The sequence below is a fragment of the Rodentibacter myodis genome, from assembly GCF_001999305.1.
GTDB lineage: Bacteria > Pseudomonadota > Gammaproteobacteria > Enterobacterales > Pasteurellaceae > Rodentibacter > Rodentibacter myodis.
Genome location: NZ_MLHQ01000019.1, coordinates 1 through 11,977, shown reverse-complemented (window position 1 = coordinate 11,977; position 11,977 = coordinate 1). Strand labels below are relative to the sequence as shown.

11 protein-coding genes and 1 pseudogene are annotated in these 11,977 nt (G+C 38.8%); all 12 read right to left on the bottom strand.

Annotated features, from left to right (window positions below):
- Positions 1–421: pseudogene (locus tag BKL49_RS07700) on the bottom strand (alpha/beta hydrolase); the annotation flags it as partial.
- Positions 414–1,733, bottom strand: coding sequence for a DUF4123 domain-containing protein (locus BKL49_RS07695; RefSeq protein ID WP_077424185.1), 1,320 nt, complete (start codon positions 1,731–1,733; stop codon positions 414–416). The pseudogene BKL49_RS07700 and the gene BKL49_RS07695, both read right to left, overlap by 8 nt.
- Before the next feature lie 51 nt (positions 1,734–1,784).
- The gene (locus BKL49_RS07690) at positions 1,785–2,732 is read right to left on the bottom strand and encodes a ribose-phosphate pyrophosphokinase (RefSeq protein WP_077424183.1); all 948 of its coding nucleotides are present in this window, start codon (positions 2,730–2,732) and stop codon (positions 1,785–1,787) included.
- A gap of 17 nt (positions 2,733–2,749) precedes the next feature.
- Positions 2,750–3,661, bottom strand: a complete 912-nt coding sequence (gene ispE / locus BKL49_RS07685; RefSeq protein WP_077424181.1) for a 4-(cytidine 5'-diphospho)-2-C-methyl-D-erythritol kinase — start codon at positions 3,659–3,661, stop codon at positions 2,750–2,752.
- Positions 3,661–4,278, bottom strand: coding sequence for a lipoprotein insertase outer membrane protein LolB (gene lolB, locus BKL49_RS07680; protein ID WP_077424179.1), 618 nt, complete (start codon positions 4,276–4,278; stop codon positions 3,661–3,663). Before lolB ends, ispE begins: the two co-directional genes overlap by 1 nt.
- A 67-nt stretch (positions 4,279–4,345) precedes the next feature.
- Positions 4,346–5,596: a multifunctional CCA addition/repair protein gene (locus BKL49_RS07675; protein WP_077424177.1), complete on the bottom strand. Its 1,251-nt coding sequence runs from the start codon at positions 5,594–5,596 to the stop codon at positions 4,346–4,348.
- 48 nt (positions 5,597–5,644) lie between these two features.
- Positions 5,645–6,256 carry a TIGR04211 family SH3 domain-containing protein gene (locus BKL49_RS07670; protein ID WP_077424175.1) on the bottom strand — a complete coding sequence of 204 codons (612 nt, stop codon included), beginning with the start codon at positions 6,254–6,256 and terminating at the stop codon, positions 5,645–5,647.
- A gap of 125 nt (positions 6,257–6,381) precedes the next feature.
- A complete protein-coding gene (locus BKL49_RS07665; protein ID WP_077424173.1) occupies positions 6,382–7,644 on the bottom strand; it encodes an inorganic phosphate transporter in 1,263 nt (420 codons plus the stop codon).
- A gap of 26 nt (positions 7,645–7,670) precedes the next feature.
- Positions 7,671–8,351 (bottom strand): TIGR00153 family protein, encoded by a 681-nt coding sequence (locus BKL49_RS07660; RefSeq protein WP_077424171.1) that lies wholly within the window; start codon positions 8,349–8,351, stop codon positions 7,671–7,673.
- Positions 8,352–8,545: 194 nt separating this feature from the next.
- Positions 8,546–9,793: a hypothetical protein gene (locus BKL49_RS07655; RefSeq protein ID WP_143530831.1), complete on the bottom strand. Its 1,248-nt coding sequence runs from the start codon at positions 9,791–9,793 to the stop codon at positions 8,546–8,548.
- A gap of 123 nt (positions 9,794–9,916) precedes the next feature.
- On the bottom strand, positions 9,917–11,074 hold the full coding sequence (locus BKL49_RS07650) for a DUF2827 family protein (protein WP_077424167.1): 1,158 nt from the start codon (positions 11,072–11,074) through the stop codon (positions 9,917–9,919).
- A gap of 90 nt (positions 11,075–11,164) precedes the next feature.
- Positions 11,165–11,977 (bottom strand): YadA-like family protein (locus tag BKL49_RS07645; protein WP_244151975.1); only part of this gene is annotated, 813 nt, incomplete at its 5' end.

Here is an 11,977-nt window from a genome sequence, read left to right as displayed (position 1 = left end):
CGGAAGCAAAGACCTTTAATGGGTCTGCCAGTTGATAGCGTGGGTCTTTTGTCTTTTCGCCATTTGCTTCAATCAACACATAGCCATCGCTTAAAGAGAGGGGAGCTGTTTCATCGTCATCGGTTAATTGATAACCATCTTGAGGGGAATAAACTGCCGATTGAGGGGAATCCCGCATTAATTGCCAAGAAATCATTCCACACTTCACGCCGTGATGAACACTTCTACCAAATTCATCAATTTTTGCTTCATAAGCACCACCATTTTCATCATATACCCGCACACGAATGCCCTTGGGTAAATCCTGTTGCAGGGTATCTTGATGACAAATCGTCAGCGTCATTCGACAGGAATTCATTCCGGTATTAATGGGTTCGGAGCGGGATTGGTATTGTTCGATAAAGTTTTGGAAATTAGGCATTGGTGTTTTCCCGTAATTTATTTTTAATTATTCCTTGTTGTTCTAGGATATCCGCACGTTTATTAATCTCATAGAGTTTTTCTTGTTCATTCTTATTTTGAGACAGTAAAATTTGGTTTATCTTGCCTTCGGGATCGAGAATATTAAAAACCGTGCCGTATGCTAAACTGATTAATGCAAGATAGCCTACATTGAATGACTGATCTATTTTTGTTTTTTGACATGTTTCATAAGAATGTAAAACTGCTTTGTTTATTATTTCTTTATCATAATGATTTAATAGTTCAGGTGTGCTGGAGATCATATTTTCAATAAGATCAGAAAGTAATTGTTTATTATGGTTCTCTCTTATTTCATCTACTTCAAATTTATCAAGTTGTTTTTTTGCTTGTTTATATTGGGATAAATCAACAGCAGGTTCATAATAAATAAAATTTTCTTTATTTGGAATTAAAAATGCTTCAATTAGATTACCACCAAAAAAAGTCGCAAGTTTTTCCGGATAATATAGTAGTCGATCAAAGTAATCTTCCAGCACTAGAGGATCATAGAAACGAAAATAGACTAATTTTTCTTCATAAGTGTGCATAAAGACAAATCGTCTGAAATGATCGAGAATTCTGTCAAAAGGTGCTGATGAGCGGAAGAATACACCTGTATTTTTATTCCAATGATTAAAGGTATCTTCTCTATTTGGTGCTGCGATACTAAATAATTGTTGTGTAAATGTATGTTCTAACGGAAGTTGAACAAGATAAGGGGCAATATTTTTCTTCAATTTGGCTTGTTCTCCTTTATAAAGACAAGCAGATTTTAGTGCGTTATCATTGAGAAAATATCTGGGAAACCAAAAGCTTGTTTCGGCATTTATTAAAGCGTAGCACCGGCTATTTTCTTGCCACAACAGGGGAATGATTGCCTTGGGAATCGAATTAACTTCGAAAAAATGTGAGTTACTAAAAAAATCTATCTTTTCTTGAAGTTTATTTAGGCAAGGTACAGTGGATTTATGTTGTTGGGTATAATTATTCGGATAGAAGACCGTTAAGTAATCTTCATCAGAGAGTTGGGTTGCTAGAAGTTTTATTGGTTCAATAAAGCGTTCATCACAATGCCGTTGAAAGTAAATATTTAAAAGAAGCGGTTGTAGCTTATAATTAATTTGCATTTGATGTATTTGCTGATAAATACGAATTTTATTTTGAGCAAATTCAGTATTTGGCGCATAAATCAGTAGAGTACCTTTTTCATTATTTAATTTGTTGGTTGTAATAAATGCGTCAACAGCATAAATTTGATTTTGTGTATTCATAGATATTATATAGAAAAAATGCGATCAAAATTGACCGCACTTTTAAGATGATTAATTAAACATTGCTGAAATAGATTCTTCATTACTGATACGGCGAATGGCTTCGGCAAGCATTGAAGAAAGGGTGAGAACACGTACTTTACCGATTGCTTTCATCTCGGCTGAAAGCGGAATAGTATCGGTCACCACGATTTCGTCAATCGCACCACTTGAAAGATTTTTCGCTGCTGCCCCTGAAAAAACGGCGTGCGTTGCATAAGCAAATACGCGTTTTGCACCACGTTCTTTTAAGGCTTCTGCCGCTTTACATAAGGTGCCGCCGGTGTCGATCATATCATCCACAAGAATACAATCACGGTCGGCAACATCGCCAATAATGTGCATTATTTGTGCCACATTTGCACGCGGACGGCGTTTGTCGATAATTGCCATATCGGTATCGTTTAATAATTTTGCCACGGCACGCGCACGCACTACACCACCGATATCAGGTGAAACCACGATAGGGTTTTCAACATCGGCTTTTTTCAAAATATCGTGAATTAATACTGGTGTTCCGAATACGTTATCAACCGGTACATCAAAGAAACCTTGAATTTGTTCGGCGTGTAAATCGCAGGTTAATACACGATCGATACCCACGGTAGAAAGCATATCTGCCACCACTTTTGCGGTAATCGGTACACGGGCGGAACGCAGGCGGCGATCTTGGCGGGCATAACCAAAATAAGGGATCACTGCAGTGATACGACCAGCTGATGCACGGCGTAAAGCATCTACCATTACGATCAATTCCATTAAGTTATCATTAGTCGGCGCACAAGTTGATTGAATGATAAAAACGTCTGCCCCACGCACGTTTTCGTTAATTTGAACTTGAATTTCGCCATCGCTGAAACGACCGACTGTCGCATCACCGAGGGAAATATATAAACGTTCGGAAATCCGTTTTGCAAGTTCAGGTGTCGCATTACCCGCAAAGAGTTTAATGTCTGGCATTTTGTTATGACCTCAGGTTAGATTATGGATGAATGAGAAAAATGATATTGTTTCAGCCATTGATATAACGGTGAAACATTGAGTCCTTTTGCAACAAAACCGAATAACTCTTGTGGTTTTTGTTGAAAACATCGTTGTGCATCGGCTTGATGATCGAATTCGGCAAATACACAAGCACCGGTTCCGGTTAATCTTGCCGGTGCGTATTGTAGCAACCAGTTCAGGGCTTTTTCAACGTCAGGATAGTGATTTAACACAACTTTTTCACAGTCGTTTTGGTAGGGAGAATTCAGCAGTTCGTTTAAATGACGTTTTGGCGTATTACGGGGCAAATTGGGATCGGTAAAAATAGCCGCAGTTGAAATCGAAGTTTCCGGTTTTAGTACCACAAACCATTTTTCGGCAGGTTCACAATACGAAATTTTTTCGCCCACGCCCTCTGCAAAAGCGGCGTGTCCGTGTATGAAAATAGGCACATCCGCCCCAAGCGTTAAGCCGATTTCAGCCAATTCATTCAGGGATAATTCTGCTTTCCAAAGATGATTAAGCGCAACCAGTGTTGTCGCGGCATTGGACGATCCTCCCCCTACTCCGCCGCCCATTGGCAGGATCTTCTCTAAATGAATGGTCGCCCCTTTTTTAATATTTGCTTTTTCTTGCAACAATTTTGCGGCACGGTAAATTAAATTATCTGAAGTTTTAAGATTTGGAATTTCGGGGGTAATCAGAATTTGATTGTCTTGCTCCCGAACATTAATTTCAAGCCAATCGCCAAAATCTAAAAATTGAAAAAGGGTTTGAAGTTCGTGATAACCATTCGGCAATTTGCCATTGATATAAAGGAATAAATTGAGTTTTGCAGGGCTTGGAAAGCGGTTTGGCTTTCCAAGTTGTGATGAAAGTGCGGTTGAAAATTGATGTGTTTTCATTAGAACGCCCACTCATCTATACGGATTTTTAAGGTTTGTGAAGTGGTTTTATTTTTTAACAAGATATTTTCCGGCATTGCATTTTCTTCGTGATAGCTTAAATAATCTGCCGTCCAAATCGAGCCGTCAAGAGAATAATTGAATGCCCCAAGAAAATGATTAAGCCCCACTTTATAATCCGATCCCACCGGCTGTCCTTTTAACCAATAAGCAAGATGTTCTAACGGCACATCCATTCCAATCATTTCCTGCAGCAACAATTTGGCATTGCGTGCCGATTGACGATTACCGTTATTGTCGGAAATGGTCATTCCTTGTGGGTGCATTTCAATGAGTAAGGTAGATTGGCTGATTAACGAATAAAGTTTTAGTGTATAGGATTTGGAATGCTGATATTGCCACTCAAAACGGCTGGAAAAGCGCTCTTTTGGGCTGATGTAACCAATTTGTCCTTTGGTTCGATATTGTTGAATTTGTTCGATTTTTTGCAAATGTTGCTGCCAAACGGTATCGTTTTTTTCAAGATATTGCACATTGGTTGGGCGTTCTGCATCCAATGTACAAGCGGTAAGAACGGCTGTGATCAAAAGTGCGGTTAAAAATTTTAATGATTTCATAATTTATTTTACGCCAAAAAATTGGCGGTTATTTTAAGGGGTTAAGGGGGCTTAGTAAAGCCTGAGTTTAAAGGTTTTGATAGGCTTTTTTCACTTCTCTGACAGCTTGGGTACGGCGGCGGTTAAGTTCGTCCCGAATCCCCTCTTTTTCAAATCCGTCAGCAATTACCTGTTGAACATTCACCCGATTTGCCGCCATTAATAAGGCATTAATGTAGTCAATTTGCGGATATTCCCGCTTTTCAAATCCGATTCTGCCTCGCGTGTCGGCAAGGCAAACAAGAAGAAATTCTTGAAAGCGTTGCGGTTTGCGCCAAACATCAAAACGATTAAATAATTTCATTATGGTTTCGGGGCGAAGTTCAAAAGCTTTGTGAATATGGGTGTGATATTCACAAGTCAGTTCCGCAAGTTCCTGATAATAAGTCGGCACTTTAAAACGTTTACACATTGTGCGGGTAGGCTTAATGCCGGCTTGTTCGTGTCCATAATGATGAGGAAGGATGTCTTTTGGCGTCAATGCTTTGCCAAGATCGTGACAAACTGCGGCAAAACGCACCGCACTTTGATTAAGTTTTGGCTCATTTTGCGTCAGTTTAACCGCTTGTTGTAATACCAACATTGTATGCACAAAGGAATCAATTTCAGGATGATGCTGTGGCGGATTCGGCACACCATAAAGTGCATCCAATTCAGGGAAAAGTACCTTTAACGCACCAATATTGCGTAATACTTCAAAGTAAATTTCAGGGTGTTTTTCGTTAAGGGCTTTTTCCGTTTCCAGCCAAACACGTTCTGCCGTTAAATGGGAAAGCTCCCCACTTTGAGTGAGGTTCTGCATTAAGGAAATCGTTTCAGGGGCAATGTGAAAACCCAGATGATGAAAACGTGCGGCAAAACGTGCAACACGTAAAACCCGTAGCGGATCTTCTGCAAAAGCAGGGGAAATATGGCGTAAAATCCGCTGTTTCAAATCCTTTTTGCCTTGATAGGGATCGTGCAGATTGCCCAACTCATCCATCGCCATTGCATTAATGGTGAGATCACGGCGAATGAGATCTTGTGCTAAGGTAATTTCTGTTGAAAAATCGCAAATAAATCCGGTATAGCCACTTCCTGATTTACGCTCTGTGCGAGCCAAGGCATATTCTTCCTTTGTGTTAGGATTGAGGAAAACAGGAAAATCCTTGCCGACTTGTTGATAACCTTGCGATAACAATCTTTCAGGGGTTGCCCCTACGACCACCCAATCCCGATCTTTGACAGGCAATCCCAATAATTGATCGCGCACGGCACCGCCAACTAAGTAAATTTCCATTATTTCTCCCTAAAATAGAACGCCGAACGAAATGCCCGGCGTTGATTGTTAGCGCCAACCATCACGGCGTTTGCGTCTTGGTAAAATATGCGGAATGATTAAACCAAGTAATAATCCAATGCCAAGTACCGAGCCGCCGTAAATAAACCACTGGATAGCAATTTCACGTTTGCCCGCATCAAGCATTGCTTCCAAATCACGGTTTTTATTTTTGGTGATATCCAATTCACGTTTCAATTGTGAATTTTGTTCAAGCAATTCACTGCTTTGTTGCTCCGACTGTTTTGTGCGGCGTTGCATTTCCACAGTGCGTTGCTGCCAATCGCTGTCTAAATGATTCAGTTTTAGCGTTAATTCCTGAATTTGTGCTTTTAATTTGGGATTTTCTAATTTACTGCTTGGGGTGGTGGTTAGTTCGGAAGTTAAAATCCATGCCTCACGATTTTTACTATCACGGATAAGACTGTATTTACCCTGTCTATCTAATACATTCACTTGTTCACCGGATTGAATTGCACCGGCAATTTTGAATTGATCTCCCGCCCCACGGCGAAGGTAAGTGTTGAGATTTTCCGTTACATATTGCGTTTCCGCATACGCCGAATTTACCGCTGAACTGAGTAAAACAGTAGAAAGTAAAAGTTTGGTCAGTTTTGACATAATTCTCCCTTGATGCTGTAAATATACGTTGTATTAACAGACTTTTTTTCATAAAAAAAGTGCGGTCAAATTTGTTGATATTTTGCCATTATTGCAAAACTATACTCAATTCAACCGCACTTTTATTAACTAAAAATTACCCGTAAAATGTAAAAAATGACGATAGCAAAGAATGCCCCAGCCGGTAGTGTCACCACCCACGAACTGATGATATTGCGGATCACCGTTAAATTTAATGCGGCGATACCACGCGCAAAACCGATCCCCAAAATTGCCCCCACTAAGGTTTGGGTTGTGGAGATAGGCAAGCCCGTGCCGGAAGCAACAACTACCGTCATTGCGGTTGCAAATTGTGCGGCAAATCCACGACTTGGGGTTAAATCGGTAATACCCGATCCCACTGTCGCCATTACTTTTTGTCCCATTGTGATTAAACCGACCGCAATCCCTAATGCACCAAGCGGTAAAATCCACCAAGCAAGGGTTGAACCGGCAACGATTTTGCCGCCCCCCTCAACAATAGAGACGACTGCAGAAAGTGGCCCAATAGCATTGGCAACATCATTAGAACCGTGTGCAAAAGCCATTGCACAAGCCGTTAACAGCATAAGGATACTAAAGATTTTTTCCACCGTACCAAAGGTGCCTTTTGCGGCGGATTCGGCAAAGGCTTTACTGCGAAAGTAAAAATAACAGAAAATAATCCCTAAAAAGCTGATGACAAAGGAAATACTCAGGGTTTGACCGGAAGAAAGATTTAATCCTACGTGTTTCAAGCCTTTTGTCATCGTTACAATACAGAGCACAAAAACGGTAACGCCCATATAATAAGGGCCGAATTTTTGTGCATTTTTTAGTGGTTGATCCGTGTCGAAAATCAGTTTTTGCGTGCTAGCAAAAATCGCATAAGCCAAAATACCGGCTATCACCGGCGTCACAAACCAACTTCCTACAATACTACCAATATTTGACCAATCGACCGCACCCGGCCCAATGGTGACACAGGCAAAGCCAATAATAGCACCGATGATCGTGTGCGTACCGGAAACCGGCCAGCCCATTTTGGTGGCAATAAATAACCATACACCGGAAGCAAAAAGGGTGGAAAGCATCCCTAATGCCAATACATCCGGCGTATCCACAAACTGCATTGGATCAATCACACCACTTTTGATGGTTTCCGTTACCTCTCCGCCGGCAAGATAAGCCCCTGCCGATTCAAAAACAAGTGCAATAAGGATCGCCTGTTTTGCCGTGATTGTGCCTGAACCGACCGATGTTCCCATAGAGTTGGAGACATCATTTGCCCCAATACCAAATGCCATAAAAAAACCAAATACGGCCGTAATCAACACCAGCCAAGAACCATATTGATGAATAATTTCCATCGTGTTTTTCCTATGTTTGTTTATTTTTATGAACGAGCTAACATTAACTCAATGCGCGAGCCGACACGTTGTGCTTGGTCGGCAAGCACACCGACCCATTCAATAATTTCATATAAGAACATCACGTCGATTGGATTATAGCGACTTTCGATGGTATAAAGCGTTTTGCGTAGCTTTATTTGTGTTTGATCTGTCTCGTCTTCAATGGTATCAAGCTCTTTGATCATATTGTTCACTAATCTTAATGCTCGACCTTTGAAGCCGGTTTCGAGTAATTTATCCATTTCCTCAATTACTAAATGGGCTTGATGGGTTGAATCCAGACTACGTCGAACATAGCTCAAAAATTCTTCTTGCATTTCTTCTGGGATACCAAATTGACGACCAATTATTCTCCCTGCAATGTCTTTGGCAAAGTTGGCAAGTTTGTCCTGCTGGGTAACCAATTCCAATAAATCGGTACGATCGATAGGTAAGAATAAACCGCGGGGTAATTTCAAACGAATTTCACGCTTGAGTGTATCTGCTTCACGTTCGCGTTGAGAAATGTCTAAACGAAGATTTTCTGCATTTTCCCAATCTTTTGAGAAGGTTTTTTCAAAAAAGGGAATTAAGAGATCGCAGCATTCGGTCACTTTGTCAGAGTGTTTCTGCAACGGTTTTAAGGGTGAGTGGGCAAATAATCCAAGAATATTATTCATTGCCATATCTCATTTACTCCATATAAGGGGTTGAAATTCGCGCGCATATTACCTGATTTTTATTTGGAATAGAATTAGTTTTATAGATCTTGTGTATTTGATAAGTAAATAGTTATAGGCGGTTTTGCTCCTCTTCGCCCTTTTATAAAGGTAGAAAAGGGTAGATGATTATCCTGTGTTTTTTAATTTATAGGTTATCCCTAGTATAGTTTAGTGTTGTGGAATACCCAGCTGATTCTTTTACTTTCTACATCAAGTTCATCGGTGATAAATTCTATAATTTGTCCTGCCTGAAATGTAATAAAGAGATTTCTATTTGTAGGGAAAGAATTTAAGTTTCCCTCCGTTTTGAAATAAATTCTACTGCAAGGTGAGAAATCCAAAGGTGGGGTACAATGAAAACATAACTTCACTTCTTTTTCAGATTGATTTTGAAAAACTAAACGTGAGCAACCAGACACGGTAATTTGTAAATCATTATTTAATAATTTATCGACATTCATTACTCCGTCAGTAAAAGCCTCTTTCAATAAGAGTTCACTAGTTGGTTGGATATTTTCTCGGCAAATATGGGTAATGCTTTCATTGATAATACGGTATTCTGTGTAGGGCTTTATACGTAATTTCTTGCCGAGTTGTTGGTATTGATCGGGAAATAATTGATGCCAAGAATATTCGCCACCTTTTCGATGTGCTCTCGTTACATGCAGTCCCTCAACCGGTTCGTTTTCAATGCTAAAGTAAATGCCATATCCATCATTATTTTGTCTAATTCCCCATGCAGGAGGGCAGTTATAACGCAAAGGTAGATAGCTGATTTGCTGTGTTTGTGCGGCATAAAGATTTAACACAGTTGAATCAACTCCATAAACCATCAAAAAAGATTGAGGATTATTGTTGATTAAAGAGGTGACATGGCTAGCATAACTACTCCAAGCCTGTTGAGTAGCGACAATTGCACCAGCTTGCCAAACATAGCCATTTTGTTCTGCAACTTGATTGATTTGTTCACTGATTTGTTCTTTATTTGATTTACCAAGGCAATCAAATAAAAAGGAACATTTCCAAATATCATAAGTACAGAAAAGATCTGTTGGATTAGTTATTACTTCAAAGTAAGAAAAATATTTTTGGGGAAACCAAATATCGCAATCTAATAACGCAATTTGATCATATTTATATTTTTTCGCGATATTTGCTGCAGAAATTTGTCGATCTATTAAAATAAGAGGATATTGATTGGTTGCCGGAAAGACTTTATAGCCATTTTGTTTTAATACTTCAATTTTTGAATCTGAAAGGCCATATTCAATAATACCAATATCACCTTGGTAGTTTGTTTGTTGTAGGGTTAATAAAAAAGGAATGAGTTGTTCATACCAAATGTTATTATCATCATCAATTGCTGTTAATACTAGTTGTTTCGGTTGTTTTATTTTTAACATCATTTATCCTTTCGTATTTACAAACAGTTAAGAATTAGGATGTGAAGATGTTCTTACTGTTTGTAAATATTTTAATTTTATTTTTAGGAAAAAATAAGTAAAGCGTTCATAGGTTACAGATGAATATTATTCCTCAAATAAACGCTTTAATTCCCTTTCATAAATATGAAGATTTATAGGGTTTGTAGGGTTTAAAGAATCTAAGTAATCATTTGCGCGTTTAACATATTCTTCATGATTTTTATCGTGGTTTTCAATTACATTTAATAGTACTTTGGCACCTTCAAAGGCATCAAATTGATCGTAATAATATCCTATGCCTTTTGGTAATAATTTTGAATTATGAATAAATGGGTAGCCGCCATAAAGTGCATCATTATAAGCATAGTTTAAACCATTCTCCCATTGGTGACTCAATACAATGTCAACATAACGTGAGAGGAAATCCGGCATTTGATAACGTCCTTCTACAGTTAAAATTTTATCTTTTACAATTTCTGTTCTACCAATAAAATTAAAGAAGGTAGGATGTTCTCTTTTTTCATAAGTATTACATAAGTAATAATGTTCAATATTTTCCGGAGAAGTACGATAGGCTTGTTCCACAATTAGAACTGGGGTAAAGCAGTTTTTAAAGATAAAGATATTAGGTTCAAAGGAAGAAATTCGTTTTTTCTTTTTATTCGGATCTGGTTTATAGCCGAATTCAATATTATGTTCATCTTTTAAACGTTTAATAACTTTGTCACAGAATAGCGGTTCCCAAATAGCCGGTACTTGATAAGAATTACATCTATTCATAATAGAGCAGTAAGATTCACAAGTGTTCATATTTTGTGGAATAATCCAGTTTGCATCAAATTTTGTACCGTTAAATATTCTGCCCGGTTGTTTATCGAAAATAAAATATTCGATATCCATAATATAGTCAGGTCCCATTTTATAGCAGACTACTTTTCCATTATGCTGGTGCATTCTTTCCATATATTGCTGTTCAATAGAAAGCGTTCCCTCAATGAGTACATCTAAATCATCAATTACGTCCTCAATATAAGCAAATTTAAGATCTAATCCATCAAGCATAAAGCCTTTAGGTGGTGTATTTTTTTTCTCAGGTCCCCAAGAGACAAGTACAACATCTTTTACAATTTTTGAAGCTTTAAATAAATTAAATAAGAAAATAATGTTTTGATTAGCACCGTTAGCCCAAATATCGGCAATTTTACTTTCCAAATTAAAAGTAATACCAATTTTATATTTTTTAGTTTTAGGTTTTTTAGACATTTTTGATCCTTAAATAATAAAAATTCGAATCTCACTTACGCCATAAGACGCAAGTGAGATTTTACATTAAATGCTAGATATTATTACATATTACCATTGATATCCAATACCTGCACTTGTAGTGTAATGACCGCGAGAGTCAACCGTTGCGCCAAGTTTCAGGATAACTTTGTTGCTATCGCTTGCTCTTGAATAGCCTACTGCAACCGCACTTTCACCACGATGATTACCTACACCTAAACCTAATACTCTACCACCCGGTTTAGTTGCTTGAGGGATACTTGCAATCGCTGCTGCACCGGCAACCCCAGCTCGGTAATTACGATCTACTCGATGAAGTTTTTGGCTTGTACGTCCTTCTGAAGAAGAAATCATCTCTTTTACCTGACCGACATTTGTTGCATCTGTGTCACGTACACCGGCTTTCACGTTGCTAATAATACGCTCATTACCTGGACTACCTACTGATACAGTATTAGGGCGATCAGTTACTGAATTATTACCCAATGCAACTGAATTTTCATGATTTGCTTGAGCATTCTGACCAATTGCTGTCGCACCAATTGAGGTTGCTTGAGCATTTTGACCTACTGCGGTTGCATTTTCATGATCTGCTTTTGAAGCTTGGCCGAATGCACTTGCATTTTTCGCACTCGCTTTAGAGTCCTCACCGATCGCAGAACTATTTTCACCCGTTGCAGATGCTTTATGGCCAAAGGCTGAGCTATTTTTGCCATCAGCAACCGACCCTTTGCCAAATTTAGTCGCATTTTCACCGCGAGCAGGATCTAATCCAAGTTCATTAACTGTTTTCTCAACTTTTCTAGCAGAACTATCTGCGGCACTTGCAGAAGCAGAAGCAGAGATTGCAGAGCTGCTTGCAGCTGAAGCAGAAGTTGAAGC